This is a genomic window from Nitrospirota bacterium (assembly GCA_037386965.1).
Lineage (GTDB): Bacteria > Nitrospirota > Thermodesulfovibrionia > Thermodesulfovibrionales > JdFR-86 > JARRLN01.
The window spans coordinates 1-15401 of sequence record JARRLN010000014.1; the positions used below are offsets into that span (position 1 = coordinate 1).

Genomic DNA, 15401 nt, shown 5'->3' on the forward strand with positions numbered 1-15401 from the left:
AAGCGGGTCGGGGCTTGACCGTACGGTCTCCCTCAGGCGCGGATAAAGCTCCAGGGCCGCCCGGGTGGAGCGCGCCTTCACCTCCCGGAAGGGGTCCCTGCCCAGCCTCTGGCGTATCCGCCGGTGCATGAGCGTGGTGGCGTGGGCGGGGGACTTCCCCATGTCCGCGGTGCCGAGCACGGCGAGGACGTCCCCCGCCACCTGCTCCCTCACACCCGGGTCCGCCCCGGCCATGTCCAGGGCGCGCTCCGTCTGCCTGAGAAAGCAGCGGCGGCACTCCGGCTGGACAGTCATCTCCTTTCCGTCAAGAAACCCGCGCATCTGGATATTTTATCACGAAAGGCCGGAGGGAACGTACCGCCCGATATAATCCCTCAGTTGTGATTTTACACACTGAGGCTCATCCTTCGAATGGGCATACTTAGTGCTAGGGGTATTATAGTGAAGATAAAACTAAGAGTGAAGAAAGTGATAGCCATACGCATGGCGCTCTTATGCACCGGCCTGTCTATCATTGCCTGCTCAGCGATGATAAAGAAGAATGTAATCAAATCAGACATGACAAGGGAAGACGTGCAAAACATCATCACGTGTTCAGATGATTTAATGATTCTAACCGGGCCTTCTCAGTTTCGGCAGGGATGCTCAATCATGTCCGGAGGTGTGAAATTCTTATTGGCATTTGATGAAAGTGGACATCTTTTGAAAATACTTACAAATAGTCGTGAATACCGCCTGCCAAACGGATTGCATGTCGGTTCTACCCTTGCAGAGATTAAGCAGAACTATAATGAATACAAAATCACTGCACCTACAGGTTATGGAAGGCTCGTAGTCATTGAGAACCAAGGCGTGGCTTTCGGATTCTCATGGAAAGAGGGAAGCCCCTGTGCAGCGGAAGTCTTGGATACGGATGAAGTGGCATGGCTGGAATTGTCCGAGATAGAATTGCAATGAGCCTGCATAGGTATCTTGCTGGAGCTTTCTAACATGACGGACGGGCCGGGCAATGCAGCGGTATTTTTTGTCAGGATTCTAAGTCGCACATAGAGCTTGCGACATGCCATTAATGAGCATTGGATTAGAAAATATAGTTTACGGGCTCTTTGGCATGATATTTGGGTGCATACTAGTTTTCTTAAACAAGCCTCTTGCACTCTTCGCCTTGGAATACCAGAACACATTATGGGGGTTCCGCTTCGACGTCAGTAAGATCAAATCCACTCGTATAATCTTTATAATCACCGGAACCGGTTTCATTATCGTTGGACTTTTATCTTTATTGCACATAATTCAGTTTAGATAAAAATGAATAACTATTCTTGGCATCAACCTGCCCATGAGGTAACATAAGTGAATTTATCTTTACGAAGAAGCAGGTTCATTTATGCCGATATTCCTGGGAGGAACAGATACTGAAACAGAAGTTAAGGAGCGCTCAAAACGAAAGGTAAATGTGAGCAAGAAACAAATACTTCTGTTGGTTGCTGTTATTTTAGTGTTGATGATTGCACTATTTATGCCTCGCGCGAAACGTTTTATGGATATAGATAAATGTTTGGACAGAGGCAGTCGCTGGAATTACGAAAAAAACATTTGTGAATCATTAAAAGGACGAGTAAAGGTTTCCCCTCTCTCCTCCCCCACCGGGGTATAATAAATTATCCACACGCCTTAAGGGGAGGTACGAGATGAAGCTTCTCAAGAGGATTCTCGGGGTGTCCAAGCCCCCCGACCCGGAGCAAATCCGCACGGCGATACGGAAGAAGTACGCGGAGGTCTCCCGCTCGGCGAAGGGCAAGTTCAAGTATCCCACGGGACGCGAGGGCGCCAGGGCTCTGGGGTACGACCCGGCTCTCTTGGCCGAAATGCCCGGGGGGATGGTGGAGAGCTTCTGCGGCGTGGGAAACCCCTTCACCCTGGGCCCGATACATCCCGGCGAGCGGGTGCTCGATGTGGGCTGCGGCGCTGGGTTCGACCTTTTCGTGGCGGCCCGGATGGTAGGCCCCGAAGGAGGGGTCTCGGGCGTGGACCTCACCGCGGAGATGGTCGAGCAAGCCCGGGCGAACCTCGAGCAGAGGGACGTCTCCCACGGCGAGGTCCGCCAGGGGAGCGCCGAGGACATCCCTTACGCCGACGCCACATTCGACGTGGTCATCTCAAACGGCGTGCTCAACCTCTCGCCCCAGAAGGAAAAGAGTTTTAGAGAAATCCATCGGGTCCTCAAACCCGGCGGAAGGCTTCAGTTCGCCGACATGGTCCTCAGGGGCGACCTCCCCCGGAAGGTCGCCGGAAACCTCGATGCCTGGTCCGATTGAGTGGGCGGCGCGGTCCTCGTGGAGGACCTTCTCTCCCTCATCCGAAGCGTGGGCTTCGAGGACGTGGAGTTCACGGGAAAGACCGGCATGTCCACCTCGAAATTCACGGAAGGGGCCCTTTTCCGCGCCAGGAAAGGGGCATAGGGCCGGGCCTTATCGAAGCATCCCACGGGCAAGAAGCAGCGCTACGAGCCCCCCGCGCTGACAACCCTTCCGCGCCGCACCTATTCCCCGAGTTCGGAAACGAAAGGCAAGGCTTTTTCAGTCTCTCGTTCTGGCGATTCCTTACTTGATGCTGACCAGCTTCACGGTGAAGGTCACGCTCTTTCCCGCCAGGGGGTGGTTGAGGTCCAGGGTGACGGTGTTCTCCCCCACCTCGGCCACGGTCACGGGACGGGTCTCCCCCGTTTTGGTGTGCACCATCAGGCGCATGCCCACTTCCGGCTCCAGGTCTCCCAGGTTCTCCCGGGGCACCTCCACCCTGGCCTCGGGGTTCACGGGACCGTAAGCATCCTCCGGCGCGAGGGTGAAGGTCTTCTCCTCGCCCACTTTCATGCCCAGGACGGCCTCCTCGAAACCCGGCAGCATCTCGTTGTTGCCGAGGGAGAAGGTCAGGGGGCCGCGCTCCTTGGAGCTGTCGACGACCTCTCCCTCCACGGTTACCGTGTATTCCACGGAGACGGTGTCTCCGTTCTTGGCGGTCTGGTTCTTCGCGTCCTCGGCCTTCTCCTCTCCCAGGGCGGGGGAGGCGAGCAAGGCTGCAAAGAGAACACAGAGGGTGACACGAAGGAAATTTCTTTTCATTAATAACTCCTTTCGCAGGCTTTCGCGGCAGGGGGCGCTTCGAAAGGAAGGCGATTCCCCATCCTCTAGTAAAGCACAAATGCCGGAGAAATGATAGGGGAGCGGTCACTGAATGAAAGCTATTGCTTTTTTTCCAACTGCTTCGCCTTGCGCTCCACGTCCTGGGCCAGGGCCCTGCGCCTCCTGCGCAGTTCGCCGGCCAGTTTCTTGTCCTCCACGGCCAGAATCTGAGCGGCAAGCCAGCCCGCGTTGCGCGCCCCGGCCTTGCCCACCGCCACCGTGGCCACCGGCACCCCGGGGGGCATCTGCGCGGTGGACAGAAGGGCGTCCAGGCCTCCCAGGGCGGAGGACTCAAGCGGGACTCCGATGACCGGCAGCACCGTGCAGGCGGCCACCGCCCCGGCCAGGTGGGCCGCCATCCCCGCCCCGGCGATGATGACGCCCGCCCCTCTTTTCTCGGCCTCGGCGGCCAGGCGGCGCACCCTCGCGGGGCTCCGGTGGGCCGAGCCGATGGTCATCTCATACGGGATGCCAAGCTCCTCCAGCACCCCGGCCGCCTCTTTCATCACCGTGAGGTCATTCTCCGAGCCCATGAGTATGAGCACTTTCATGGATGTCCCCCCTTAGACCCCGGCCCGGTTCAGGGCCTTGTCCCCGATGTCCCGCCTGTAGTGCATCCCCTCGAAGCGAATCTTCCCGATGGCCTCGTGGGCCCGCTCCTTGGCCGTCCTGATGTCCGGCCCCAGCGCCGTCACGCCCAGGACGCGCCCCCCGCTGGTCACCACCTGCCCGTCTTCGTAAGCGGTCCCGGCGTGAAAGACCACGACGTTGCCGGTGGCCCGCGCCTCCTCAAGCCCGTATATGGGGACGCCTTTCCGGTAGGAGCCCGGATATCCCCCGGAGGCCAGGACCACGCAGACCGAGGCTTCGGGCTTCCAGGTGAGGGACATCTCCCCGAGCCTTCCGTCCGTGATGGCCAGGGCGACGTCCACGAGGTCCGTCTCCATCCGGGTGAGGACGGGCTGTGCCTCCGGGTCTCCGAAGCGGCAGTTGAACTCCAGCACCCGGGGCTCCCCGTCCTTTATCATGAGGCCGGCGTAGATGACCCCCTTGTAGGCGAGCCTCTCGGCCCGAAACCCCCTCAGCAGGGGGCGCATGACCTTCTCCATTATCCTGGCCTCCACCTCCGGGGTGACCACCGGGGCGGGGCTGTAGGCCCCCATGCCGCCGGTGTTGGGGCCCTTGTCGCCCTCGAAGGCCCGCTTGTGGTCCTGGCTGCTCACCATGGGCAGGATGGTCGTGCCGTCTGAGAAGGCCATGAAGGAGGCCTCCTCGCCGGTGAGGCACTCTTCCACCACCACCTTCTCCCCGGCCGCCCCGAAGGCCCGCTCCTTCATGATGTGCCTGAGGGCCCGGGAGGCCTCCTCGTGGGTCTCGGCCACCACCACCCCCTTGCCTGCGGCCAGCCCGTCGGCCTTTATCACGATGGGCGTGCCCTTGAGGCGCACGTAGTCCTCGGCCTGGGTGTAGGAGGCGAAGGTCTTGTACTCGCCGCTGGGGATGCCGTAGCGGCGCATGAAGTCCTTGGCGAAGGATTTCGACGATTCCAGGCGGGCGGCGGCCCGCGTGGGGCCCAGGATTCTCCGGCCCTCCTTCTCAAAGGCGTCCACGATGCCGCGGGAGAGGGGCTCCTCGGGGCCCACCACGGTCAGGTCCACCCACTCGTACTTCACGAAGTCCAGAAGAGCGTCGAAGTCGTTGACGGGGATGTCGATGCACTCGGCCTCCCCGGCGATGCCGGCGTTTCCGGGCGTGGCGAATATCTTGTCCACGTGCCGCGAGTGCCTGAGCTTCCAGACGATGGCGTGCTCCCTGCCGCCCCCGCCGATGACCAGGACCTTCATTGCCGGACCTCCCTCAGTGCTTGAAGTGCCGCACCCCGGTCAGGAGCATGGCGATGTCGTGCTGGTCGGCGGCCTCGATGACCTCGGCGTCCTTCACCGAGCCGCCGGGCTGGATGACCGCAGTCACGCCCACCTTCTTCACCCCGTCTATGCCGTCACGGAAGGGGAAGAACCCGTCGGAGGCTACCACGGTGCCGTCCAGGGGCTCCAGGGCGTTGATGGCGCCCACCCGGGCCGAGTACACCCGGCTGGTCTGCCCGATGCCGATGCCCACGGTGCGGTCGCGAAAGGCGTAGACGATGGCGTTGCTCTTGACGTGCTTGGAGACCCGCCAGGCAAAGTCCAGGGCCTCCCGCTCCTCTTCGGTGGGCTGCCTTCTGGTGACGGCCCGAAGGCTGGCCACGTCCACCTCCCTGGTGTCCCAGTCCTGGATGACCACTCCCCCGGCGATGCTCTTCAGGTCGAACCCGCCCAGGGGTTTTCTCATGTCCGGGAGCCGGAGGAGCCTGATGTTGGGCTTTGCCCCGAAGGCCTTCACGGCCCCCGCGGCGAAGTCCGGGGCTATGACCACTTCGACGAACATCTTCAGTATCTCCCTGGCCGCATCCTCGTCCACCGGGACGTTGAAGGCCAGCACCCCGCCGAAGGCGCTCACCGGGTCGGTCCGGGCGGCCTTGACGTAGGCGTCCGCGGGGCCTTCGCCCAGGGCCACGCCGCAGGGGTTGTTGTGCTTGATGATGGCGCAGACGGGCTCGGTGAACTCCAGGGCCAGAAGGAGGGCGGCGTGGGTGTCGCAGTAGTTGTTGAAGGACATCTCCTTGCCCTGGAGGATATCGGCGTCAAAGAGGCTCAGGGCGCCGGGCTCCCGCTTTTCGTAGGCCGCGGCCCTCTGGTGGGGGTTTTCCCCGTAGCGGAGGATGGACTTTCTCCTCAGGGCCAGGGTCAGGCTCCCGGGGAAGGCCTCCTCCCCCCCTCCGGCTACGCCCTCCAGGTACTCCGCGATGAGGGCGTCGTAGCGGGCCGTGTGGGCGAAGACCTTCCGGGCCAGGCGGAACCGGGTCTCCCCGGTCACCTCCCCGCCGGTGGCCCGCATCTCCTCGAGCACTCGGGCATAGTCGGCGGGGTCCACCACCACGGTGACGTCGGCGTAGTTTTTGGCCGCCGACCTGAGCATGGTCGGCCCCCCGATGTCTATGTTCTCGATGGCCTCGGCCAGGGCGACCCCGGGGCGGGAGACGGTGGCCTCGAAGGGGTAGAGGTTCACTACCACCATGTCGATGGGCGCGATGCCGTGGCGCTCCATGTCCTTCACGTCTTCGGGCCGGTCGCGCCTGCCCAGGAGGCCGCCGTGTATCTTCGGATGAAGGGTCTTGAGCCGGCCCTCCATCATCTCGGGGAAGCCCGTGTGCTCGGAGACGTCCTTCACCGTGACGCCCGCGTCCCTCAAGGCCCTGGCGGTCCCGCCGGTGGAGAGTATCTCCACGCCCATGGCCTCCAGTTCGCGGGCCAGCTCCGCCACTCCGGACTTCTCCGACACGCTCAGCAGCGCCCGCCTCACTTTCGCCATCGCTTTCCTCCTCGTACGCCAGGGTGGGTTCAGAACTGCGCGCGAGAGAGCCCCACTGGAAGCATCGATTGTAACATCCGGGCGGGCGGATGCTCAAGGGGAAGGCCTGAGGGGCCTCGGCCCCCTCAGGCCTTCTTCATCCTCATGCGGACGTCCACGCCCGTGCGCCCCGGCCTTCGTCCAGGACCATCAGGGGGTTGACCTCCATCTGCTTCGTCTCGGGAAAGTCCCCCGGGGGCTTCCCCGCCGGCCCTTCTTCACGCACATCCGGAGAGCCGTTGGGGCCGGCCGCGGCCGGCCGTCGATTTGCCGTGAAAAATTGGTTTGACAAGTGTATAATTCTGTGAGAATTTGGAAAGGGGAGATATCCCGGCTTTCGATTTTCATTCATCCGACGGAGGAAGGAGGAGAAGCATGAAGCTTTCGAAGGTGGCTGTTTTGCTGGTGGTTTTATTTTCCCTGGCCGTGGGGTGCGCGCCTCAGGCGGTCAACACGAGGCTGGACACCTTGGAGGGAAACGTGGCGACCCTGCAGGAGAAAGTCAACGCCCTTGAGAAGATGCACAACCAGGACGTCCAGAAGCTCCAGGCACAGATCGACGAAGTCCGCCAGCTCGCCCAGGAGGCCATGAGCCAGTCCGAGAAAGCCTCCAAGGAAGCCGCCATGAGGGCCGAGGAAGCCGCCAGGAGGGCCGAGGAGGCCGCCCGGAAGGCAGAAAAAGCCCTTGAGCTGAAGATGATGAAGTAAGATTCCTCCCCGTCGCCGGCCCGGGCCTTCCGGGCGGCTCGGCCTCATGGCCGGTCGCCGCAGGCGGTCCAGGCCGGCGCGGTTGGTGGGGTGCGGCCTTGGCGCAGCCGGGCTGCATGCTCGGAGAGGGCCGGAGCTTGCGGCTTGCCCTTGCATCCGACTGCCTCGGGGGGATGGGGGACAAAGTGCGTGCGGGGTTTGTTCCTCTGCGCATTAAATGACCGCTGTGGCGGTGCCGGCGGCCGGCCTTGAAATAAGCATTGTTTCAGGCTTCAATGCCGCGTAGAAAATAACTCGTTGGTATTCTTTTCCGCGAGGGCCGGATTCAGGGCGCCCACCAGGACGGGCAGCCCCCGCTTCTCCCGCACGGCCCGCGCAAGAAGCACCCGGTCCACCTTCCGGGCCAGCCCTTTCTCCCGGAGCAGGCGCAGGGCGCTCCGTAACAGGTTCTTCTCCCTCCCCAAGTAGTCTTTGTGCACCTCCACGTAGACGGCGCCGTCCTTCACGCCGGCCTTCACCGGCTGGTAGATTATCTCCACCGGGGTCCCCTTCTGCACGCTGCTGAAAAGCTCCGCGATGTCCTCCGGATAAAGGCGGATGCACCCGTGGCTTACCCTCTGCCCGATGCCCAGGGGCTTGTTGGTCCCGTGGATGAAGTACTGGGTGTCCGAGAGCCTCAGGGCGTACTTTCCCAGGGGGTTGTCCTCTCCGGGGAGAACCTTCGGGGGAAGTCCGGGCTCCCGCGCCCTGATGTCCGGCGGCACGTACCAGGTGGGCTCCACCAGTTTCATCGAGACCGTGTACCTGCCCAGGGGGGTCTCGAAACCCGCGGTCCCCACCCCCACGGGATAAGTCCGCACCATGGTCCGCCCCTCTACGGAGAGAAAATGATAGAGGCGAAGCTCCGCCAAATTGACGACCACCCCCTCGCGCCTCACCCGGGGAAGCACCCACTCCGAGGGCACGATGACGGCCCGCGCGCGGGGCAGGAGGGCGTCAAGGCCGGGGTTGGCGTCTGCTATCTCGTTGAAGCCCATTCTGTAGAGGCGGGCCACCTCGTAGAGGGACTCCCCTTTTCCGAGGGCATGCCGCCGGGGCATGCCCACGACCTCGCGGTCCGCGCCCACGCTATAGGCCCCGCCTGCCAGGGCCAGGGACGTCCAGAGGAGAAGGACGGAGAAGGCCATGGCGCAAACCCGCCGCCCCATCATCCCTCGCATGCCGAAGGGCCGTCCGCCGTCACGCCGAAAACGCATGGACAGGACCCCGCCCCTAGCGGGAGGAAGCGGGGGCTTCCGCCTTCCGTACCGTGCAGGCGTAGGACAGGTGGGCCGGCAGGTACGAGGTGTTCGTCCACATGAGGCAGTAGTACTGTTTCTTCTCCGGGCGGTAGGTCCTTTCCGTGGACTTCACGCCCTTGTCTTTTACCGGATAGAATGCCTCCCCGCCCTCATGGTAGTGGACGTTGAAATCCAGGGGACGGGAGGCGTCGAAGGCATATGTCATGACGCTCTCCGGCCCGGCCTTGAAGCAGTCCTCGTAAATCCTGGAGGGCTCCACCTTCACCAGGGTCCTTCCTTGCTCGGCCCCCGGCAAGCGCGTTTCCGCGCCGGCGCACCCCAGAAAGACAAGGGCCAGGCCCATGGCCGCCCAAAGAAGCCTGCTTTCGCGCATATCGTCCTCCTCGCTCTTTTCACCATTATACCGCGGAGGGAGGGGCGGGGGCGGGGCGCGCTCAGTCGGAGAGCTCTTCCCTGATGGCCGCCAGCATGTCGGTGATGACCGTGGGGTCGAAGTCCTCGTCCAGGTGGGGCAGGATGCCCGGCTCGGGGAGCTCGCTTCGTATCTCCTTTTCGAGCACCCGGCAGAAGGCCGCCATGATGTGCGGGTCGAACTGCGAGTTCAGGCACCGCTTCATCTCCTCCAGGGCCGTGGCCAGGCCGAGCTTCTTCTTGTAGGGGCGGCTGGTGGTCATGGCGTCGAAGGAATCGGCCAGGGTGAGCATCTTGGCCCCTTCGCTCAGGCTTCCGTTGGTCAGCGAGTCGGGATAGCCCCTGCCGTCGGGCCGCTCGTGGTGGTGCCTGACGATGGTGACCAGCTCTTTCCAGGGGAACTTCACCTTGGAGATGATGTTGTAGGAGAGGTGGGGGTGCTTCTTTATCTCGACGATGTCCTCCCGGGTGAGCGGGGTCCGCTTGTTCAGCACCGTGTCGCTGATGATTATCTTGCCCACGTCGTGCAGGAGGCCGGCGATGTAGATGCCCTCCACGTCCTGCTCGCTCCATCCCAGCTCCTTGGCGATGGCCACCACGTATCGGGCCACCCGGGTGGAGTGGTCCTTGGTGTAGACGTCCTTGGCGTCGATGGCCGCGGCGAAGGCCTGGATGGTGTCGTGGTAGATGAGGCGCATCTCCTCGTAGAGCCTCCGGTTCTCCTCGGCCTTCCCCGCCAGGTCGGTCAGGAGGTCGTGGTTGTGAAGCGTGATGGCAAGTTGGTGGCCGATGGCCTTCAGGAGGTCGAAGTCCTCGGCGCTCCAGGGCTCCTCGGTAAACTTCCGCCCCAGGGCGACCGCTCCCATGAACCTGTCCCGGGTCCAGAGGGGGAGGAAGACCTCGGCCCCGGCCGAAAGGAGCGAGGCCCTGAGCGTAAGGGAGGCCGGAGAGAGCCATGCCTCCAGAAGCGAGAAGGGCTCGTTCAGGCGCATCCTCTTCTCCGCGAGGTCCACCCGGAGGTCGCCGTTCAGGCCCTCCAGCCCCTTGCCCGCTATGGCCGTGAGCCGGCCTTCTTCGTCCGCGGCGGTGAAGACGGCGCCCTTGTTCACGAGAAAGGTGCCCATGATGACGTGCAGGACCGAGCGCATCTTCAGGGGGAACTCGCTGGAGGAGGCCGCCTCCTCTCCCAGGTCCGCCAGGGCGGAGATGTTGTAGAGAAGTCGCCGTATCTCCATCAGCTGGCCGGGCCCAGGTGGGCCATGGCCTCCTCCTCGCTCCTGAACACCTGCATGTGCTTCCTCAGGCCGAGCATCTCGAAGGTCTCGCTGTGAAACGGAGACATGTCCGTGAACAGAAGGCCCACCCCCTTCTCGCTGAGCGTGTTCATGATGCCCAGGAGGATGGAAACACCGATGGAGTTGATGAAATCGATGTGCTGGAAATTCAGCACCACGGTGCGCACCCCGCCGGCCATGTACCGCAGGCAGTGCTCCTCGAGCTTCTCTCCCACGATGTTGTTCAGGTAGCCGTGGGGATAGAGCACGGCCACCCCCTCGCCCAATTCCTTTGTCTCCACCCTGAAATCCGTCACTGGCGCACCTCTTTCGGCGTTATTTTCTTGGTCAGGACCACCCTGGTCCTGTCCTCTGTCCTCTCCACGCGGATGTCGTCCATGACCCTCCGCATTATCTTCAGCCCCCACCCCCGCCGCCTGCCCGTGGGCGGCCCCTCGGCCTCCTCCTCGGCCTCGCCGGTCTCCGGGGCCTCGAAGGGCCGTCCGGGGCTCTCGATGACTATCTCCAGGCGCTCCGGCTCGGCGGTGAAGCGAAGGAATATTTTCTTCTCGTAACTGCCGCTGTGCTCCATGGCGTTTATGCAGGCCTCGATGAGGGCGAGCTGAAGCTGGTTGACCAGCTCCTCGCGGAGCTTGAGCACCCCGGCCACCTGCTCCACGGCCTTGGCCGCGAAGAGCTCCGCGTCGGCGACCATGGGGATGACCACCTCGAAAGAGAGGCCCGGCCCCCCGCCCGCCGCGGCCATGCGCTCCTTCAGAAGCCCCTCGCGCACCGCCTCGGCCCGCTGCCCCTGCACCTCGCGGCGGTACCTTCCCCGGAGGAAGTCCCGGAGCACCTCGTCGGGGATGCACCGCACCTTCCAGGTCCCTTCGAGCATGCCTGCTTTGAAGAGGGCCGCCAGCGCCTCCCGGAGCACCTGCTCCGGGGCGTGGAGTAGCCGGGCCAGGCGCGGGAGGTCCCCCACCTCAAAGGGGCTCTCGGCGGCCTGCATGAGCATCTCCAGGGCCGGCCTCACCTGCTCGGCCTCCGGGAGGGCGCCCCGGAGCACGGAGGACCAGTAGAAGGCCGTCTCCCCGTCCAGCACCTCGCGCACGTAGCATTCCCAGAACTCCCCCCGGCCCGCCTCCCTCAAGCGCGCCCGGGAGAGGGCCCGGGCCATGTGGCCGATGTAAAGGGGGTTTCCGCCCAGGTGGGCAAGGACGCCCCGGACGTCCTCGGCCACCGCCACCCCCAGGCTTTCCGAAAGGTCTTTCAAGAGGGCGAAGGCCGTATCCTCGGGCAGGCCGGCAAGCGAGAGCCTCTCGGCCGTCCCCCTGATGGAGTCGTCGGTGAATATCGCCTCCAGCGCACCTCCCGTCGAGCCGGCCAGGACGTGCGGGACAAGGGGAGACTTCATGGAGCCCTCAAAGAGGCTCACCAGCCAGGGCGTGTCCGCCGGAGCCCGCTCGAAAAGCTCCGCTGCCAGATGGAAGTCGTCCAGCAACACCACCACCCGCCTTCCCATACTCTCGGCCGTCCTCAGCGGGGCCGAAAGGGCAGCCAGTATCTGCCCCGGCAGGTCGCCTTCGGCCACCTGCTCCCGAAAGTCCTCCAGCAGCTCCCCCGGAAAACGCTCCCCCGGCGCAAGGGCGAGGAGGCGCGTGAGGGGCACCCCCATGTTCTCGATGAGGGAGGGGTCCCTCTTCAGGGCGGCCAGAAGCTGCCTCAGGAAGCGGGAGAAATAGTCCCGGGCGAAATAGGCCCCCTTCAGGGTGCCCCGCCGGAAGCGGTAATAGAAGGGGATAACGGAGGGGTCCTCCCAGAACAGGGCGCCATGGACCTGCTTCAAGAGCTCGCTCTTGCCCACGCCCCGGGGGCCGGCCAGAAGCACGTTCCCCCCGGCCGCTCCGGCCTCCCGCGAGGCCAGCGCCCGGAGGCGGGCAAGCTCCTCCTCCCTGTCTCTGAAATCCTTCGCGGCAATGGCGTCGAGCGCCATTCTGGCAACCCCCCGGTGCGTCTTTCTTGGCACGTATTATAGCATTTGAGCAGCGGGAGGCGAGGCAGGAAAAAGGGCGGGATTTTTGACAGCCGGGGCGGGGGCGTGGGATAATAAGTGCCGTTTCCCAATCCCTTGAAGGAGGACGTTCGCCTCGGTGGAACTGACCCACCTCTCCCTTGCGGAGGCCCGCAGGCTGCTGGAAAAAGGAGAGGTCACCCCCAGCGAGCTTCTGGAGGCGGTCCTTGTGCGCATAGGCGCCGTGGAGGAGCGCATCGGGGCCTACATCTCCGTCACCAGCGACCGGGCGCGGGAGATGGCCGTCTCCGGCGCGGAGGGCCCCCTGGCTGGGGTGCCCCTGGCCGTCAAGGACAACATCTGCACCCGGGGGGTGCGCACCACCTGCGGGTCCCGCATGCTGGAGAACTTCGTCCCCCCGTACGAAAGCACCGTGACCGCGCGGCTCGCCCGCGCGGGCTACGTGCTTCTGGGCAAGACCAACATGGATGAGTTCGCCATGGGCTCCTCCTGCGAGCACTCGGCCTTCTTCCCCACCCTGAACCCCTGGGACGGCACGCGCATCACCGGGGGCTCAAGCGGGGGCTCCGCCGCGGCTGTGGCCGCCGACGAGTGCATCGGCGCCCTGGGCTCGGACACCGGGGGCTCCATACGCCAGCCGGCGGCCCTGTGCGGGGTGGTGGGGCTCAAGCCCACCTACGGAAGGGTCTCCCGGTACGGCCTGGTGGCCTTCGCCTCCTCGCTGGACCAGATAGGGCCCCTCACCAAGACCGTCGAGGACGCCGCCATCCTGCTGAACGTCATCGCCGGACACGACCCCTGCGACAGCACCTCCGCCCCCCTGCCGGTGCCGGACTTCACCCGGGAGGTGGGCCGGGACATAAAGGGCCTCAAGGTGGGCGTGCCGAAGGAGTACTTCATCGAGGGGATGGACGGCGAGGTGGAGGCCGCGGTGCGGAAGGCCATCGAGGCCCTGGAGGCCCTGGGGGCGCGCATCGAGGAGGTCTCCCTCCCCCATACCGAGTACGGCATCGCCGCTTACTACATCATCGCCCCCTCGGAGGCCTCCTCCAACCTGGCCCGCTACGACGGGGTGAAATACGGCTTCCGCTCGGCCGTCCCGGGGCAGAGCCTCATGGAAATGTACACGAGCACCCGGGCCCGGGGCTTCGGCCCCGAGGTCAAGCGCCGCGTCATGCTGGGCACCTACTCGCTGTCCTCGGGCTACTACGAGGCCTATTACAGGAAGGCCCAGAAGGTGCGCACGCTCTTGAGGGGCGACTTCGAGGAGGCCTTCAGGAAGGTGGACGTCCTGGCCGCACCCACCACGCCGGAGGCCGCCTTCCGGAGGGGCGAGAAGATGGCAGACCCCCTGAGGATGTACCTCTCGGACGTCTTCACCAACACCGTGAACATGGCCGGCGTGCCGGCCATATCCGTCCCCTGCGGGTTTACCGGCGAAGGGCTCCCCGTGGGGCTTCAGATAATCGGCAAGCATTTCGACGAGCCCGCCGTCCTCCGGGTGGCCCACGCCTACGAGCAGGCCACGGACTGGCACAAAAGAAAGCCCAGGCTCCCGTGAGCGGGTACGAAGCCGTCATAGGGCTCGAGGTCCACGCCCAGATGCTCACCGAGAGCAAGATTTTCTGCGGCTGCTCCACGGCCTTCGGGGCCGAGCCCAACACCCAGACCTGCCCGATATGCACCGGGATGCCCGGCGTCCTGCCGGTGCTGAACCGCCGCGCCGTGGAGTTCGCCATGCGCACCGGCCTTGCCGCCAACTGCCGGATAAACGGCCTCTCGCGCTTCGCCCGCAAGAACTACTTCTACCCCGACCTGCCCAAGGGCTACCAGATAAGCCAGTACGAGCTTCCCCTGGCCGAGGGCGGCTGGGTGGACCTGGTCCTGGACGGGGAGACCCGCCGGGTGGGCCTCACCCGCATCCACATGGAGGAGGACGCCGGAAAGAACATCCACGAGGAGAAGAGCGCCTACAGCTTCGTGGACCTCAACCGCACGGGGGTGCCCCTCATGGAAATCGTCTCGGAGCCCGACATCCGCTCGGGCCGGGAGGCCTCGGCCTACATGAGGAAGCTCCGCGCCATCCTGCGCTACATCGGCGTGTGCGACGGCAACATGGAGCAGGGCTCCCTGCGCTGCGACGCCAACATCTCGGTGCGCCCCAGGGGCCGGGAGGCCCTGGGCACCAAGGTGGAGCTGAAGAACATGAACTCCTTCAAGTTCGTCGAGCGGGCCATAGACTACGAGATAAACCGCCAGACAGAGGAGCTCGAGCAGGGGCGGCCCGTCGTGCAGGAGACGCGCCTCTGGGACCCCGGGGCGGGCGTCACCGTCTCCATGCGCATGAAAGAGGAGGCCCACGACTACCGCTACTTCCCCGAGCCCGACCTGGTCCCCGTCGAAGTGGACGAGCGGTGGCTCGAGGAGATACGCGCCTCCCTGCCGGAGCTTCCCGACGGAAAGCGGGAGCGGTTCGTCCGGGAGCACGGCCTTCCGGAGTACGACGCGGACCTGCTGACCGCCGAGCGGCCGCTGGCCGAGTGGTTCGAGGAGGCGGTGACCCTGGGGGGGCAGCCCAAGACGGTCAGCAACTGGGTGATGGGCGAGCTCCTGAGGCTCCTGAACGAGACGGGCACCGCCGTGGAGGCCTGTCCCCTAGAGCCCCTCCGCCTGGTGGAGCTGCTCAAGCTCATCGACGCGGGCACCATCAGCCACAAGATAGCCAAGACTGTCTTCGACGAGATGTTCCGAAGCGGCAAGGACGCCGAGACGGTGGTCCAGGAGAAGGGCCTGGTGCAGATAACCGACGAGAGCGCCATCGCCTCGGCCCTGGACGAGGTCATAGCCAAGAGCCCCGGGGAGTTCGAGCGCCTCCGGGCGGGGGAGGCGAAGCTCGCAGGTTTCTTCGTGGGCCAGGTGATGAAAGCCACCCGGGGAAAGGCCAACCCCCGGGTGGTAAACGACCTCTTGCGGAAGCGCCTGGAGCAATAGCCGGAAAGGGCTTCCCCGTCGTTCTCTCACGATGTTCGTGCCGTTGACT

Annotated in this window: 17 protein-coding genes; 6 read left to right on the top strand and 11 right to left on the bottom strand. The window is 64.3% G+C overall.

The annotated features are described in order from the left end of the window. A partial coding sequence (locus tag P8Y39_03355) for an ARMT1-like domain-containing protein (GenBank protein MEJ2191373.1) occupies positions 1-321 on the bottom strand: 321 nt, incomplete at its 3' end. 90 nt (positions 322-411) lie between these two features. Here P8Y39_03355 and P8Y39_03360 point away from each other — a divergent pair. The 3 genes from P8Y39_03360 (at position 412) to P8Y39_03370 (ending at position 2462) form a co-directional block, all read left to right on the top strand. Further along, the gene (locus tag P8Y39_03360) at positions 412-957 is read left to right on the top strand and encodes a hypothetical protein (protein MEJ2191374.1); all 546 of its coding nucleotides are present in this window, start codon (positions 412-414) and stop codon (positions 955-957) included. A 734-nt stretch (positions 958-1691) separates the two neighbouring features. Further along, the gene (locus tag P8Y39_03365; GenBank protein MEJ2191375.1) at positions 1692-2318 is read left to right on the top strand and encodes a methyltransferase domain-containing protein; all 627 of its coding nucleotides are present in this window, start codon (positions 1692-1694) and stop codon (positions 2316-2318) included. Further along, positions 2319-2462 (top strand): hypothetical protein, encoded by a 144-nt coding sequence (locus tag P8Y39_03370; protein MEJ2191376.1) that lies wholly within the window; start codon positions 2319-2321, stop codon positions 2460-2462. Between the two features lie 141 nt (positions 2463-2603). On the opposite strand, the gene P8Y39_03375 is transcribed toward P8Y39_03370, so the two are convergent. The 5 genes from P8Y39_03375 to P8Y39_03395 form a co-directional block, all read right to left on the bottom strand. After that, positions 2604-3122: a peptidylprolyl isomerase gene (locus P8Y39_03375; GenBank protein MEJ2191377.1), complete on the bottom strand. Its 519-nt coding sequence runs from the start codon at positions 3120-3122 to the stop codon at positions 2604-2606. 119 nt (positions 3123-3241) lie between these two features. Continuing rightward, positions 3242-3733 carry a 5-(carboxyamino)imidazole ribonucleotide mutase gene (gene purE / locus P8Y39_03380; protein MEJ2191378.1) on the bottom strand — a complete coding sequence of 164 codons (492 nt, stop codon included), beginning with the start codon at positions 3731-3733 and terminating at the stop codon, positions 3242-3244. A gap of 12 nt (positions 3734-3745) precedes the next feature. Continuing rightward, positions 3746-5026, bottom strand: coding sequence for a phosphoribosylamine--glycine ligase (purD, locus tag P8Y39_03385; GenBank protein MEJ2191379.1), 1281 nt, complete (start codon positions 5024-5026; stop codon positions 3746-3748). Between the two features lie 13 nt (positions 5027-5039). After that, a complete protein-coding gene (gene purH / locus P8Y39_03390; protein ID MEJ2191380.1) occupies positions 5040-6593 on the bottom strand; it encodes a bifunctional phosphoribosylaminoimidazolecarboxamide formyltransferase/IMP cyclohydrolase in 1554 nt (517 codons plus the stop codon). A gap of 142 nt (positions 6594-6735) precedes the next feature. Next, positions 6736-6858, bottom strand: a complete 123-nt coding sequence (locus tag P8Y39_03395; GenBank protein ID MEJ2191381.1) for a hypothetical protein — start codon at positions 6856-6858, stop codon at positions 6736-6738. 149 nt (positions 6859-7007) lie between these two features. Here P8Y39_03395 and P8Y39_03400 point away from each other — a divergent pair, with 149 nt between their 5' ends. Beyond that, positions 7008-7340, top strand: coding sequence for a hypothetical protein (locus P8Y39_03400; GenBank protein ID MEJ2191382.1), 333 nt, complete (start codon positions 7008-7010; stop codon positions 7338-7340). A 272-nt stretch (positions 7341-7612) separates the two neighbouring features. Here the strand turns inward: P8Y39_03400 and P8Y39_03405 are convergent, their stop codons facing one another. From P8Y39_03405 to P8Y39_03425, 5 genes are all read right to left on the bottom strand, one after another. Further along, a complete protein-coding gene (locus P8Y39_03405; GenBank protein MEJ2191383.1) occupies positions 7613-8596 on the bottom strand; it encodes a L,D-transpeptidase family protein in 984 nt (327 codons plus the stop codon). A 16-nt stretch (positions 8597-8612) separates the two neighbouring features. Further along, entirely contained in the window at positions 8613-9014 is a 402-nt protein-coding gene (locus tag P8Y39_03410) for a hypothetical protein (GenBank protein MEJ2191384.1), read from the bottom strand. Between the two features lie 61 nt (positions 9015-9075). Then, positions 9076-10287 carry an HD domain-containing protein gene (locus P8Y39_03415; GenBank protein MEJ2191385.1) on the bottom strand — a complete coding sequence of 404 codons (1212 nt, stop codon included), beginning with the start codon at positions 10285-10287 and terminating at the stop codon, positions 9076-9078. After that, positions 10287-10643, bottom strand: coding sequence for an STAS domain-containing protein (locus tag P8Y39_03420; protein MEJ2191386.1), 357 nt, complete (start codon positions 10641-10643; stop codon positions 10287-10289). The genes P8Y39_03415 and P8Y39_03420 overlap by 1 nt, the downstream gene beginning before the upstream one ends. Beyond that, positions 10640-12322: an ATP-binding protein gene (locus P8Y39_03425; GenBank protein MEJ2191387.1), complete on the bottom strand. Its 1683-nt coding sequence runs from the start codon at positions 12320-12322 to the stop codon at positions 10640-10642. The genes P8Y39_03420 and P8Y39_03425 overlap by 4 nt, the downstream gene beginning before the upstream one ends. A gap of 157 nt (positions 12323-12479) precedes the next feature. On the opposite strand from P8Y39_03425, the gene gatA reads away from it, so the two are divergent. Further along, complete coding sequence (gene gatA / locus P8Y39_03430; GenBank protein ID MEJ2191388.1) at positions 12480-13922, top strand: Asp-tRNA(Asn)/Glu-tRNA(Gln) amidotransferase subunit GatA; 1443 nt, start codon at positions 12480-12482, stop codon at positions 13920-13922. A gap of 41 nt (positions 13923-13963) precedes the next feature. Then, the gene (gene gatB / locus P8Y39_03435) at positions 13964-15352 is read left to right on the top strand and encodes an Asp-tRNA(Asn)/Glu-tRNA(Gln) amidotransferase subunit GatB (GenBank protein ID MEJ2191389.1); all 1389 of its coding nucleotides are present in this window, start codon (positions 13964-13966) and stop codon (positions 15350-15352) included. The last annotated feature ends 49 nt before the right edge of the window (positions 15353-15401 follow it).